Source organism: Streptomyces sp. NPDC029138, from assembly GCF_055564375.1.
The window spans coordinates 18,991-31,709 of sequence record NZ_JBVHWM010000031.1; the positions used below are offsets into that span (position 1 = coordinate 18,991).

The following is a 12,719-nucleotide window of genomic DNA, read 5'->3' on the forward strand; positions in this document are numbered from 1 at the left end:
TCGCCTGCACCCTCATTTGCTGCCGCAGGCTCTGCGGGGCACGTTCAAGTGCCCCCACGGGCGCGGAACGCCTTCGCCGCCCCGCGGGTTGGCCGCCCACTTGTCGTCCTGCGTGCGCTTCACCGGCCGCTCCTCCTCGGTGGCAGGGGCTGGGAAGAACGGGGTACAACCGGACGGGGGACGCAGGCACCACGATACGAGGGCGTGCGGGAGGGGCTGATCATCGGCCCGGCCGTCGGTATGTGCCCGTCAGGCCCTTGACCGGGTGCCGCTTCGACGGAGGATGGGGGAAGAGAGCGGTCTGCGTGGTGAAGTGTGGGCCTTTGGCAACTCCGACAGCAGGGAGCGTTTCTTCCGATGACCGCACAGCCCGCACGCCCTGAGCGCAGCGATCCCGAGACCGCCTCGGTCATGGATGTCTCGCCGTTCAAGCCTTCTCTCGTCAAAGCGGTGTTCAGGGACGTGACCCCGATGCACGTCTCTCGGTCGGCCGCGTGGGCCGCCGCGTCGGTGACTCGGACAGTGCTGACGGAGATCATCGACGGCACGAGGAGAGCGGCGGCGGAGGATGCCCGGAAGAAGCTGATTCCCGGGGACCTTCTCTCGGCGATCGACCGGAACGTCGAGCTCGAGGTGGGGGACAAGTGGTACGACCACAGCCCGACGTTCAAAGGCCTGACCGGTGTCCTGTACGACGCCAAGGGTGTCATTGTGCCTTCTCCTAAGCGCAGCAGGTCGCGCAAACCGAGTGCCGTGGTCGGCGCCCACAGGTTCGAGGCCGGGGTCAAGAAGCTGCTGTGGAGCCAGGGGGTGACGGCCGTCCCAGCGATGGTCCGCGACCTGGACGGAATCGCGAGCGTGTTCCTGACGGACCTCGCCCGGGACGCGGCCATGGTCGTCCGCGAGGGCGGGGTCAAACGTTTCGGTACGGGCACCCTGGTGATGCCGGGCGAACCGGCCCCACCCCCGTTCCTCAAGGATTCCCTGGCCCTGTCCACCCGTAGGGGGGACAGGCGGACCATCGGCAGGGATGACATCCTGGCCGCCACCACGATTCAGTTGTCCGGCGGCAACCTCAGCCAGCGAGCCCTCACCGAGGCGCGCGAGGCGACAAAGAACACTTCGGCCGGCTGAGCGGGTGCGACCGACATCGCCGCCTGCACCCTCATCTGCTACCGCAGACTCGCCAAGTGAGATGGACTCCTAGACCGGAAAAGCGCGAGCGGACTCACGGAGCTCCTGGCCCGCGAACTTCGCAGCCGCAGCCGCGAGGTCGAAGTCGAGCACCTGCACGTCCATCTGCCGCATGTCCTCAAGACGTCCGGCAGTACCCGCACGGCCAACCCCGAGCAAGAGGCCACCCGATGATCCGTCGCGTGTTCCGCTGCGGCCACGCGCCCGGCGCCCTCTCCCTGGAGGACCAGGCCGCCGTCGACGCCTTCCGCGCACACGTTGCCGCCATCGCCGCTCCGCGCTCCCCGGAGCCCTGGAAACCCGGCCACGCGCAGGACGTCGCCGTGCGGATCGGGCCCTTCGTGGAACGCGCTCACACCCGTCCCGACGACGACCACAGGCCCGAAATGATCGCCGTGGCCCTGGTACACCCCGACACCCCGCACGCCGCGGCTTACCTCCACTGCCGCCAGTCGGCTACACCGACCGTGGCTGGCTGCGCTGTGAGACGACCGCGATCCTCGGCGTCTGGCAGCCGGGCTACGCGATGCTCACCCACGCCACCGCGAACCTGCCCCTGCCCGACGACATCGGCATGGACCCCGCCCACTACGCCCTCTACATCGAGGCCCGCAAAGCGACGACAGCCGCGACGGCTTCGCCCTCCTGCGCCTCGGCCCGTACACCAGACCCGGCACGCCCAGCAGGAGTACGACCGGCTCACCGCTGCGCTGGAGGGGCGGGAGACCACCCTCGTGCCCGGGTGCCGCGTCTCCGCGCGGCCCGCGCCGTTCGACGTCAGCGACCACCAGCTGTTCGCCGACCCGTACGTGGCCGACGCCGTGGCGCTCCTGGACGCCGCCGTCGCGGGGGTGAGCGCGTGACCACCAAGGCCCTGTACGAGATCGAGACCAGCGAGGGCGCGACGACGGCACGATGCACCTCGTCGACCTACCTGACGGTCAACCACCACCCCTTCGTACTCCCGCCGACGCTCGCCCGCCTCATCAACGGTCAGCTCCAGCACAGCCCCCGGCACAGCAACACGGCCGGGCGCGGATACACCACGGGCTGCCCGCCCGCGCAGCACGGAACACCGCCATGATGGACGCCCTGGTAGACCTGCCGCCCATGGCGAGCCCCCGGCCGGGTCACGTCACCGGAACTCTCGACTACTGGCACTTCACCAGTGGTAGGTAGCACCGCCCGACCGGCTGGCGCCACAGCCGTACATCCGCATCGGTGCCGGTCAGCCCAGCGAGGCGCTCGCTGCACGCAGTTCGTCCAGGGCCGCCAGGGTGTACCCGGCGAGGTCATCCTTGCCGTCACGGTCGCCCTCGGACCATTGGGCGTATCCCCGTTTGAAGGCGAGGACGCCCAGTTCGCCCGCCAGAGCCGCGGTCGGATCGGGTATGCCGCGGGCGACCAGAGCGGTCGTCATCGCGGCCGCGAGGCTGACGCTCTTGAGGGCGTCACGCTCTTGGAGTTCGGCGCTGGCGGCGACGGCCGCCTTCAGGCGAGGCGCGAGCTCGCGGCTCATGGGGCCCATCGCGCTCGATGCGCGCTCCAGACCGGCGGTGACCGCCTCGAGCGGGCTGGCGTCAGCGGGCGCGTCGGCGATCCCCTCGGTCAGCAGTCGGCTCAGCGTCTCCTGTCCGGCCACCAGCAGCTCGCGCTTATCGGGGAAGTACCGGAAGAAGGTGCTCTTGGTGACTCCTGCGCGTTCGGCGATCTGCGCGACCGTCGTGGCGTCGTAGCCCTGCTCGGTGAACAGGTCGACGGCAGCCACGACGAGGCGTTCGCGTGCGCCTGGTTCCCATCTACCCATGGTCACCATCCTAAGTGATGGAACTTTTGTCCCATCACTGCAGTAGAGTGATGGGACAAGAGTCCCATCACTCCTGGGGGAGTTTTTCATGCGCGTTTTCGTCACCGGCGGCACCGGTCTGATCGGTTCCGCTGTCGTCGCCGAACTGCTCGACAACGGCCACACCGTCCTCGCACTCGCTCGCTCCGGCGCATCCGCGCAGGCCGTGGAGGCGGCCGGTGCCGAACCCCTCCGGGGAGCCCTCGCCGACCTGGACACCCTTCGTGCCGGCGCCGCCCGGGCCGACGGGGTGATCCATCTCGCGTTCGACCACGACTTCAGCAGCCCCGACACCCTCGCGAAGTCGGTCGCGGAGGAGGGTGCCGCACTCGCGGCCCTCGGCGAGGAACTCGTCGGCAGCGACCGCCCCCTCGTCACCTGCTCGGGTACGCCCTTGGTACCCGGCCGCGCCTCCACCGAGGCCGACCCGCTGATGACCGAGGGGCCGGTCGGCGGTCGCGGTCGTGCGGTCGCGTCGGTCCTGGGCCTGTCCTCGCGCGGGGTCCGCAGCAGCGCCGTACGGCTGCCACGCACGGTTCACAACCACGGCTCCGGCGGATTCGCCGGCCTCTTGACCGACATCGCACGCCGGACCGGAGTGTCCGGTTACCCGGGTGATGGCGCACAGCGCTGGCCGGCCGTGCACGCGCTCGACGCGGCAGTCCTCTTCCGGCTCGCCCTGGAACAGGCGGAAGCGGGCACTTCCTGGCATGCCGTGGCCGACGAGGGGGACAAGGTTCGCGATATCGCCACGGTCATCGGCCGACGGCTGGGCCTGCCGGTCGAGTCGGTGTCGGCGGAGACCTTCGGCCCCCTCGGCCAGATCTTCGGGAGCGACCAGCCCTCGTCCAGCACTTACACCCGGCAGGCGCTCGGCTGGGAGCCCAAGCACCCCAGCCTTCTGGAGGACCTGGAGAACATCCAGCCCTGACCGGCGACCGGGACGTTCGGGCAGGCCCCTGCCGAAGCGATCCCCCGTTCGCGCTCCTGATCCGTGAATCTCATGGGTGGGTGAGGATGCGGGTCCGGAGGAGTTCGAACGAAGCTCGGCCGTACATCGCCCTCTTGAGCGCTTTCACCCGGTTCGCGTGACCTTCAACGACGCCGGAACTCCACGGGAGGGTGAGACCGGCGGTGACAGCGTCGAGGCCTTGGCGGAGGAAGCCGGCGAAGCCCTTCATGGGATTCGCCGCGTCCTGCTCGGCCTGCCGGATCCACTCCAGCAGGGTGCGCGGCGTGGATCCGGTGGACTTCGTGGTCCGCCTCGGTGCCGACCGGCACAGGGCCGAACGGCCTCCACTGTTCAAGGACTTCGAACGGCGAGGCGTGGCGTTGGGCGACAGTGTGGCGATGTTCGGCCGAAGCGGCGAGTGGACATACGTCCTGGAGGCGGAGCGGTCTACCTGGCACCTTGTTCTCCTTGACCGGCTGGGCCAGGACACCCTGATGGAGCAGGGAGAAGAATTCGTTTGCCTGGATCGCTTCCTGGACGAGGCCCCGTGGGTCTGCTATGGCGAAGCAGCCGGTGAAAGGAGGTCCATCGGGCCCGGCGACAGCGCGCTGGAGACCGCTTTCCCGCTCGAGGACCGCCTCGGCGCGTTCGCCGCGCTGGATGCGGCCATGCGCCAGGCCGGGGCGGTGCGGGCCACCTTCCCCGGATGTGAGGACGCTGAGGACGAGGACGAGGAGTTGGCGAGGCGGCTGTTCACGGCGGTGGGTGAGCATCTCGGACTGTCGCTGCCGCGCCGGGAGACCGAACAGGGGCTGCTGCCCGCGGTACACCTGCCCTCGCCGGTGTGAGCCGGTAGTTGCGGGGACACCGCGCCCTCTCGGCGCCGCGCCCCCTGTGAGCGACGTGGTGCTACCGGTTCTTCGCGGTCATGGTGCACTTCACGGTCGTGCTGTCGCTGGAGCACGCCGCGCGCATGTTCGTGTTCAGCCAGTACGGGTCCCGGTCCGGCAGGCGCTGGTTCGCGTTGAAGGCCGCGAAGCCGGCCATAGAACCGCTGTTGTCACTCCCGGAGATCGCGGACCGTCCACAGACCTCTTGCCACGTCGGCGTATGGCCGTCGATGTTGAACAGGTGGACGGTGCTGCCCTGCTTGCTCGCAAAGGTCTGCCCACAGGCGTCTCCGCTGCTGACAGGGTTCGGGCCACCCGCGAGCGAGGGCATCCCGCCGCTGTTGTAGGCGGAGTTGAATGCGAATTCGTCGCACTGCCTGCCGCCACGCATGACGACGGTCCACAGTTGCGGACCCTGACGTGGCGCTGATGCATCCGCTTTCGGTTGGTCTGGTCTCCGCCCCGAACAACCTGTTCCGCCGACGGACTTGAGGGCCACGGGTCCGCCCAGCCCGGCGGAGTGAGAACTGTGGGAAGTCCTCATACAGCAGGGTGCGTGTGATCGCGCCAGTTGGCGCAGACAGCGCCGGGGCGCGCGCCTGCGCCGCCGTCGGAGGTAAGTGCAGGACATCCCTGCATTCGGTGCGCGCATCCGATGTCGGCGGTGCGCTGAATCGCCCACCGCGCGGTGACGATGCAGTTCACAGTGTGCACCGTGCGCGCACCCAGACGAGCGAGTCGGCGCTGGCTGGCTCTCGACGGCGCCGTCGTCCGAGCCGCACTTTTGGACCTCGTCGTCCAGCTCAGCCTCCAGCTGCGCCGTCGCGGCCAGGCCTCCTGGCGATCACCCTGACCTTGCTTCGCGGGCGGCACCGCGTGGCCGTGTACCGGACGCGGTCAGCCGGGTCGAGGCGGTGTACGCGGGCCACTACCAGCGCCTGACGGATCTGTTCGCCGACTGCTCCGCGGAGGAACTGGCCGTCATCACGGACTGGTTCACCCAAGGCACGGCCCCGGCCCACGCCTCCCTGGATCAACTCAACCGCAACAACCCTTAGTACTCCAGCAGCGGATCGTGTTCTGAACTGCGTTTTCGGTAGTGGCAGCGGCGGGCGACGGCCTGGCGGTGTCTTCTCCAAACCGACCACTTCACTGCGTGGGTAATAGGGTTGCGGTCGGCTCGTGGGCGGGGCAGGAGAGTGTCCAGGAGTCGTCGGATTTCTGCCACGGTGAGTGGGACGAGGGCTGATCCGTTTCTGCAGCCCCCTTTGCGGCCTCGCCGGCCTGGACGGCGAGTGTGGTCAGGACCGCGTGGGCGAGCATCGCCAGGGTGACGTGCCGATACCAGCCGACGTAGCGGCGGACCTCGTACTGGTCGAGGCCGCATTCGTTCTTCGCTGCCTGGAAGCACTCCTCGATCGCCCAGCGGGAGCCGGCGATCCGGGCCAGCTCGGCGATCTCGAGGCCGACGGGGGCGTAGGCCAGGTAGTAGGCCACCTCTTCGGGGTCGGACAGGCTGCGGCGGGCCATCACCCAGCGGTGATGGGTCGGCGGGTCGGGGTCGAAGATGATGTTGGCGGGCAGCTTGGCTCCGGCCCAGTCGTAGACCCGCGGGCCCTTGGCGCCGTCACCGCAGGACAGCCGCTGCCAGGCATCACCGGGTGCTTCGTCGATGAGCTGGTCGATGCGCCAGATGCCGGCCAGGGACTTGATCTGCTGGGATTTCGGCACGGCGACGACGTAGCCGATGTCGAGTTGTTCGAGCAGGCGGCGGAAGTGCCAGTCCTGCCCGTAGGCCTCGTCCGCGGTGACCCAGGCGGCGGGCAGGCCGGCGGCCAGGCAGCGGCGGACAATGTTCCGGGCCAGCTCTCCCTTGGTCGCGAAGCCGCGTTCGTCGGGGATCTTCGCCGCCCGGCAGCGGTCACGATCGGACGTCCAGACCTTGGGCAGGTAGAGCTCCCGGTCCACCAGGGCCCGGCCCGAGCTGGTGGCATAGGCGGCGAACACCCCGATCTGGCAGTTGTCGATCTTTCCCGAGGTGCCGGTGTACTGTCGGCCGACCCCGGCCGAGGTGGTGCCCTTCTTGATGAACCCGGTGTCGTCGATGATCAGCACTCCGTCCGATCCGAGCTGCTCGGCGACGTATACACGGACGTCGTCACGCAGGGCGTCCGCGTCCCAGACGCTGCTGTTCAACAGCCGCTGGAAGCCGTCCGGGGTGCGGTGACCTGCCCATTCCGCGAGCTGCCAGCCGTTCTTCCTTGCCGCTTGGCCCAGCAGACCGCGGACGTAGTCCCGCATCCGCCACCGCAGATCAGCCCGACCGAACCGGCCCGCCACCCGGGCGAACACCGACTCCAACTCGTCAGCCCAGCAACCGACTTCAGTCATCCCCTCCATGCCAGGACAACGACAACCACCAGCTCAGGACACGAACCGCTGCTGGAGTATTAGAGGTCGTTTCTGATGGCGTGATCGCTCGTTGAGCCGTGCATGACGGATCTGGTGGAGCGGTTGGTGCCGGACGAGCTGTGGGTGCTGTTCCGGCGGGTGGTCCCCCCGACAAAGGTCATACGCCCACAGGGCGGCGGGCGGCGTCGGGCCGGTGACCGCGAATGCCTGGCAGCGATCATCTTCGTGGCCACCTCGGGCTGCACCTGGCGACAGCTGCCACTGGTGTTCGGGCCGGCCTGGCCCACCGTCTACCGCCGCTTCGCCCAGTGGAGCCGGGACCGGGTCTGGGCCCAGCTTCACCGCGTCATCCTCGACGAACTCGGCGCTCGGGGCGAGCTGGACTGGTCGCGGTGCGCGATCGACTCCGTCAGCGTCCGGGCGGCAAAAGGGGGCCACTGACCGGACCGAATCCGACCGACCGCGGCAAGCCGGGATCGAAAATCCACCTCATCACCGACCGAAACGGCGTGCCGCTGTCGCTGGGCATCTCCGGCGCCAACATGCACGACAGCCTCGGTCTGAAACCGCTCGTGCGGGGAATCCCGCCCATCCGCTCCCGCCGCGGCCCGCGCCGCCGGCGTCCGGCCAAGCTCCACGCAGACAAGGGCTACGACTACGACCACCTGCGAAAATGGCTTCGCGAGCGTCGCATCCGCCACCGCATCGCTCGCAAGGGCATCGAGTCGTCCACGCGACTCGGCCGACACCGTTGGGTCGTTGAGAGAACGGTGTCCTGGCTGGCCGGATGCCGAAGGCTGCACCGCCGTTACGAGCGAAAGGCAGAGCACTTCCTGGCCTTCGTCGGCATCGCCGCAGCACTCATCGGCTACCGCAGACTCACCAACTGAAACGACGTCTTAAGACGGCGCCTGAACCTCCCGCAGATCGCGCAGAACCTCGTCAGTGCGGCAAGACGACCGATGCAGGCCGGTGCGGCGCCCGTGGCTAGGATGGGGGCATGCACATACGGGGGCGCAGTCGCAGATTCACAGCGGTGTCGGCGTTGGTCGTGCTGGCCCTGACCGGGTTCTCGTCGAGCCTTGGGTGCAGCAGCTCCAGTCAGGACCACGACAGTTCGACGTCGGGCGGCGGTGGCTCGCACGGCAGCGACCCGCACGGCGGTTCGTCCAGCGGCTCGCCCAGTGACTCGCACGACTCCGGGACGAGCACCCATGGCAGCGGCGGCAGTTCGCAGCCCACCCCTACGGCATCCCCCTCCAGCGGTACCACCCGCCCCCTGAAGGACGGCAGCGCCGTGCTCGTGCACTGCGCAAGCATGGAGGACCCGTACGCGACCGTCGAGATCAGGAATCCGAACGGACGCGACGGCCTCTTCACCTTGAAAGTCAAGTTCAAGGACAAGTACGGCTACACCCTGATCGACACTGGCGATCAGGTGTCGGTACCCGCGAAGGACAAGACGACCTACCGGGTGGCCGTTGCCAGTTCGGGACGCGTGGAGATGATCGATCATTGCGAGGTCGTTCCGAGAGCCGCTGCCGTCCGGTGATGGTCGGACAGGTCCTGGCCGGCACATGATGACCACAGGCTGGCGCGCGGAAGGCCGGCGGGTGGCTTTCCCGCTTCCGTACCTGACCCGGATGAGCCCGCCACCGGCTGCCGCCGCGGGCCAGCACAACCCCATCCCGTGAAGAACCGCGGTGTCGGTGGTGGCTGGAACGCTGGACGGCATGAACAGCGACGACGAGTCAGCTGCTGCGCGGCCGGATCTATGGAGCCGACCCCGACCTCCCGGACCGCTTCCTGGCCGGAGCTACGTCGAACTGGTCGGTGGTCCGCTGGACGGGCTGCTCCTGGACATCACGGGCTGGACGCAGGATGACATCGGCGCTGGCGTCTGTCTGCTGACAGACCTCGGGCAGTTCGGGTCGGGCGGCCGGGCACTGTACGACCCGCGGCCGGGCGACTGTGGCCGTTTCGACTGGTCCGATGGCAGTCCTCGCCCGAGGCGCCGGTCTAGCCAGGGCTGTCGAAGGGTGCGACGTCGCCGGGGGAGAGGTCGGGGACGCGGGCATCATGCTGCGGGAGAACCTCCTCGACCCGGCCGCCGTCACGGTCGCCGAGGATCACGTCGCGACCAATCTGCTCGGCACGATCCGGATGACGTACGCCTTCCTGCCCCTGCTCGCGGGCAAGGACGACGCGGTCGTCATCAACGTCACCTCCGCGCTGGCGTTCGTACCGTACTCTGACCGGCAACACGATCCTGATCACCGGCGGAACATCGAGGACGAGCCCGTCGATGCCCGGGTGCTCGGTGGTGATCTCGTCGAGGAGTTCCCCCCGGCTGGAACAGCAGCGGGCTCCGCAGCCTTCCGTCCAGATCACCACGGCTCTCGCCCGGGCGCTGCGGCTGTCCCTGGACGAGCGCGACCATCTCTTCGTCCTCATCGGCCACAACGCCCCGGCCCGCTTCCAGCGCTCCGAACATGTCAGCCCGCCGCTGATGCGGGTCCTGGACCGCCTGGACGACTCCCCGGCCATGGTGCAGACCGACCTGTTCGACACTCTCGCGATGGACCCCTTGGCCGTGGCGCTGCTCGGCGACCAGACCCACCACACCGGTCTGGCCCGCAGCGGCTACTACCGCTGGTTCATGGACCCGGCCGAACGTCCGCTCGGCAAGATCATCATCAACGTCCGGCGCTGACGGTTCATCGCCTTTCTGAAGCGGGTCGCAAAAGTTCCTGTACGCAGTCCGCACTGCGGCAGCCCTGGCGATACACCCGATGTAAGTAGAGGAGAGGAAACTGATTCGCCCAATATGTTCGGAATAATCCACCGTCGTACTTCGAACTTTTGAAGCCCCTGCCAGTCAAAGGTCCGATGAAATTCCGCTCCGCCGGTTGACATGACTGAAACATGTCACCTACGTTGCGGGCTCGCGTGCTCCTGCCTCTGCGGAAGGGAACTCCCGTGCCCGCTTCGTCTCGTCGCGATTTCCTTCGTATCAGCGGAGCCGCCGGTGGCGGCCTCGCCCTCGCCGGTGGTTTTCCCACGTTCACGGCGCACGCCGCGCCGGCCCGCCCGGCCGATGTGGACCTCGTCCCGGAGGACAAGGCCACCACGATCTGGTACCGCACCCCCGCCGATGAGGCGCACATCATCCAGGAGGCCCTGCCGATCGGCAACGGCCGGCTGGGCGCGCTGGTCGGATGCGACCCGGCCGACGACTTCCTCTACCTCACCGACGGCTCTTTCTGGAGCGGAGGACGCAACGACAGGCTGACCGATGACGGCCAACGGCCAACTTCCCTATGGGAAAGACGACTTCGGAAGCTTCGGACTGCTGGCCAAGCTCCGGATCGCGCTGCCCGGCCACTCCGGAGCCGTATTGAGCGAGTACCGTCGCCAACTCGACCTGAGCAATGGCGTGGTGTCCGCGACGTACAAGCTCCGCGGAGTGCGCTACCGCCGTGAGGTCTACGCCAGCCACCCGGACGACGTCGTCGTGGTCCGGCTGACCGGTGGACCGCACACCGGAACGATCTCGCTGACGGGCACTCATGACGAGACGACGTCAGGGGGCGACGGACGGCTCTCCCTCGCAGGTAAGCTCGCCAACGGTCTGCGCTACGCCGCCGCGGTGACCGCGGTCAGCAGTACCGGACGGATCAGCCTGGACCACGACACTCTGTCCTTCGCCGACTGCCGAGAACTGCTGATCGTGCTGTGCGCCGGCACGAACTACTCGCCCGACGCCACGAGCGACTACCGCGACGCGAAGCGCGACCCGCTCACCGTGGCCCTCGGCAAGGTGACTGCTGCCGCCCGGGTGTCCGGCACCACGCTGCTGAACACGCACGTGGCCGACTATCGGCGGTTGTACGACCGGTTCACGATCGATCTGGGCCGGTCCACCCCGGTGCAGCGGTCCCTGGACTCGTGGTCGCGCATCGCGGTGCGGTACACCGATCGGACCACTCCCGATCCGGAACTGGAGGCCGCGTACGTCCAGTACGGCCGCTACCTGACCATCACCGGATCCCGCGACTGGCTCCCGATGAACCTGCAGGGCATCTGGGTGCACAACAACACGCCGGACTGGTACGCGGACTACCACACCGACATCAACATCCAGATGAACTACTGGCTGGCCGACCCCGCGGGCCTGGGCGAGAACTCGTACGCCCTGGCCAGATACTGCGCATCGCAGCTGCCGATCTGGACCGACGTCACCAAGCGTCTCTTCAACGACGAGCGCAACCGGTTCCGCAACAGCAGCGGGAAGATCGCCGGCTGGGCGGTGGCGTTCTCCACGAACATATACGGCGGCAGCGGCTGGGCCTGGCATCCCTCCGGGAACGCCTGGCTCTGCAACTCGCTGTGGCGGCACTACGAGTACAGCCAGGACCGGGACTACCTGGAGCTCATCTACCCGGTTCTGAAGGGCGCCGCCGAGTTCTGGCAGGCCCGGCTGATCACCACCAAGGTGTCCGACGCGGACGGCACTTCTCGTGAGGTGCTCATCGATGACACCGCCTGGTCTCCGGAGCACGGTCCGGACAGCAAGGGCATCACGTACGCGCAGGAACTCGCCTGGGAGCTGTTCGAGGAGTTCAAGACCGCCTCCCGCGTACTGGACCGGGACACGGCGCTGGCCGCGGACCTGGCCGCGATGCAGGAGAAGCTCTACCTTCCACGGGTCAGCCCGAAGACCGGCTGGCTGGAGGAGTGGATGAGCCCGGACAACCTCGGAGAGACGGCCCACCGGCACCTGTCCCCACTGATCGGCTTCTACCCCGGCGACCGGATATCCGCCGACAGGAGCCCGGCCGACCTGCTCGACGGCGTGCGCGCGCTGCTCACGGCCCGCGGCATGGACACCTTCGGGTGGGGGTGCGCCTGGCGATCGCTGTGCTGGTCGCGCCTGAAGGACGCGGACAAGGCGTACCAGCTCTACCTGAACGTGCTGCGGCCGTCGGTCGCCAACAGCAACGGCACCTCCGCCAACTGGTTCGACATGTACAGCCAGGGCAGCTACACGATCTTCCAGATCGACGCGAACCTCGGCGGTGCCACCGCCGCCCTCGAGATGCTCCTGTACTCACGTCCCGGCGTGATCGAGTTGCTGCCCGCGCTGCCTGACGCCTGGGCGGGCAAGGGCTCGGTCACCGGCCTGGGCGCCCGGGGCGGCTTCGTGGTCGATCTGTCCTGGCGCGACGGCAAAGCGACCTCGGTGACCGTCCGCAGCGTCGGGGGCACGACCACGGAACTGCGGGCCGGCACCTACCGCAAGCGGATCAGCCTCAAGCCCGGCAAGTCCGTCACGATCCGCATCCCCTGACGGACCCCTGTCCCAGGCGACCGGCGCGGGAACGGGTCCGCCACCCGGCCGAGCCGAGGAACGGCCGACCGGGCC

Annotated in this window: 14 protein-coding genes and 2 pseudogenes; 11 read left to right on the forward strand and 5 right to left on the reverse strand. The window is 68.4% G+C overall.

Going from position 1 to position 12,719, the window contains the following annotated elements:
- Nucleotides 1-357 precede the first annotated feature (357 nt).
- The 3 genes from ACZ4WH_RS23450 (at nt 358) to ACZ4WH_RS23460 (ending at nt 2,278) form a co-directional block, all read left to right on the forward strand.
- Nucleotides 358-1,134 carry a hypothetical protein gene (locus tag ACZ4WH_RS23450; RefSeq protein ID WP_468183379.1) on the forward strand — a complete coding sequence of 259 codons (777 nt, stop codon included), beginning with the start codon at nt 358-360 and terminating at the stop codon, nt 1,132-1,134.
- 794 nt (nt 1,135-1,928) lie between these two features.
- The gene (locus ACZ4WH_RS23455) at nt 1,929-2,057 is read left to right on the forward strand and encodes a hypothetical protein (protein ID WP_468183381.1); all 129 of its coding nucleotides are present in this window, start codon (nt 1,929-1,931) and stop codon (nt 2,055-2,057) included.
- Nucleotides 2,054-2,278 carry a hypothetical protein gene (locus ACZ4WH_RS23460; RefSeq protein ID WP_468183384.1) on the forward strand — a complete coding sequence of 75 codons (225 nt, stop codon included), beginning with the start codon at nt 2,054-2,056 and terminating at the stop codon, nt 2,276-2,278. Before ACZ4WH_RS23455 ends, ACZ4WH_RS23460 begins: the two co-directional genes overlap by 4 nt.
- A 144-nt stretch (nt 2,279-2,422) precedes the next feature.
- Here the strand turns inward: ACZ4WH_RS23460 and ACZ4WH_RS23465 are convergent, their stop codons facing one another.
- Nucleotides 2,423-3,001: a TetR/AcrR family transcriptional regulator gene (locus tag ACZ4WH_RS23465; protein ID WP_468183387.1), complete on the reverse strand. Its 579-nt coding sequence runs from the start codon at nt 2,999-3,001 to the stop codon at nt 2,423-2,425.
- 88 nt (nt 3,002-3,089) lie between these two features.
- Between ACZ4WH_RS23465 and ACZ4WH_RS23470 the strand changes: the two genes are divergently transcribed.
- Complete coding sequence (locus ACZ4WH_RS23470) at nt 3,090-3,971, forward strand: SDR family oxidoreductase (protein ID WP_468183390.1); 882 nt, start codon at nt 3,090-3,092, stop codon at nt 3,969-3,971.
- A gap of 70 nt (nt 3,972-4,041) precedes the next feature.
- Here the strand turns inward: ACZ4WH_RS23470 and ACZ4WH_RS23475 are convergent, their stop codons facing one another.
- On the reverse strand, nt 4,042-4,323 hold the full coding sequence (locus tag ACZ4WH_RS23475) for a transposase (RefSeq protein ID WP_468183554.1): 282 nt from the start codon (nt 4,321-4,323) through the stop codon (nt 4,042-4,044).
- On the opposite strand from ACZ4WH_RS23475, the gene ACZ4WH_RS23480 reads away from it, so the two are divergent.
- Complete coding sequence (locus tag ACZ4WH_RS23480) at nt 4,220-4,840, forward strand: hypothetical protein (RefSeq protein ID WP_468183393.1); 621 nt, start codon at nt 4,220-4,222, stop codon at nt 4,838-4,840. The genes ACZ4WH_RS23475 and ACZ4WH_RS23480 overlap by 104 nt on opposite strands.
- 61 nt (nt 4,841-4,901) lie before the next feature.
- Here ACZ4WH_RS23480 and ACZ4WH_RS23485 read toward each other — a convergent pair whose 3' ends face one another.
- A complete protein-coding gene (locus tag ACZ4WH_RS23485; protein WP_468183396.1) occupies nt 4,902-5,273 on the reverse strand; it encodes a hypothetical protein in 372 nt (123 codons plus the stop codon).
- A 523-nt stretch (nt 5,274-5,796) separates the two neighbouring features.
- Between ACZ4WH_RS23485 and ACZ4WH_RS23490 the strand changes: the two genes are divergently transcribed.
- Nucleotides 5,797-5,940, forward strand: a complete 144-nt coding sequence (locus tag ACZ4WH_RS23490; RefSeq protein WP_468183399.1) for a hypothetical protein — start codon at nt 5,797-5,799, stop codon at nt 5,938-5,940.
- Nucleotides 5,941-6,031: 91 nt separating this feature from the next.
- Here the strand turns inward: ACZ4WH_RS23490 and ACZ4WH_RS23495 are convergent, their stop codons facing one another.
- Nucleotides 6,032-7,273, reverse strand: coding sequence for an IS701 family transposase (locus tag ACZ4WH_RS23495; RefSeq protein ID WP_468183402.1), 1,242 nt, complete (start codon nt 7,271-7,273; stop codon nt 6,032-6,034).
- 102 nt (nt 7,274-7,375) lie between these two features.
- Here ACZ4WH_RS23495 and ACZ4WH_RS23500 point away from each other — a divergent pair.
- The 3 genes and pseudogenes from ACZ4WH_RS23500 to ACZ4WH_RS23510 form a co-directional block, all read left to right on the forward strand.
- Nucleotides 7,376-8,184, forward strand: a protein-coding gene (locus ACZ4WH_RS23500; protein ID WP_468183404.1) for an IS5 family transposase whose coding sequence is annotated in 2 segments (ribosomal slippage) — nt 7,376-7,733 and nt 7,733-8,184 — 810 coding nt in all. Because the reading frame shifts where the segments join, the coding sequence is not laid out codon by codon here.
- Nucleotides 8,185-8,330: 146 nt separating this feature from the next.
- On the forward strand, nt 8,331-8,846 hold the full coding sequence (locus tag ACZ4WH_RS23505) for a hypothetical protein (protein ID WP_468183407.1): 516 nt from the start codon (nt 8,331-8,333) through the stop codon (nt 8,844-8,846).
- Between the two features lie 181 nt (nt 8,847-9,027).
- Nucleotides 9,028-9,297, forward strand: a pseudogene (locus ACZ4WH_RS23510) (hypothetical protein); the annotation flags it as partial.
- A gap of 16 nt (nt 9,298-9,313) precedes the next feature.
- Here ACZ4WH_RS23510 and ACZ4WH_RS23515 read toward each other — a convergent pair.
- A complete protein-coding gene (locus tag ACZ4WH_RS23515; RefSeq protein WP_468183569.1) occupies nt 9,314-9,571 on the reverse strand; it encodes a hypothetical protein in 258 nt (85 codons plus the stop codon).
- Between the two features lie 28 nt (nt 9,572-9,599).
- On the opposite strand from ACZ4WH_RS23515, the gene ACZ4WH_RS23520 reads away from it, so the two are divergent.
- Complete coding sequence (locus ACZ4WH_RS23520) at nt 9,600-10,007, forward strand: MmyB family transcriptional regulator (RefSeq protein ID WP_468183410.1); 408 nt, start codon at nt 9,600-9,602, stop codon at nt 10,005-10,007.
- A 212-nt stretch (nt 10,008-10,219) separates the two neighbouring features.
- Nucleotides 10,220-12,644, forward strand: a pseudogene (locus ACZ4WH_RS23525) (glycoside hydrolase family 95 protein).
- Nucleotides 12,645-12,719: the final 75 nt, after the last annotated feature.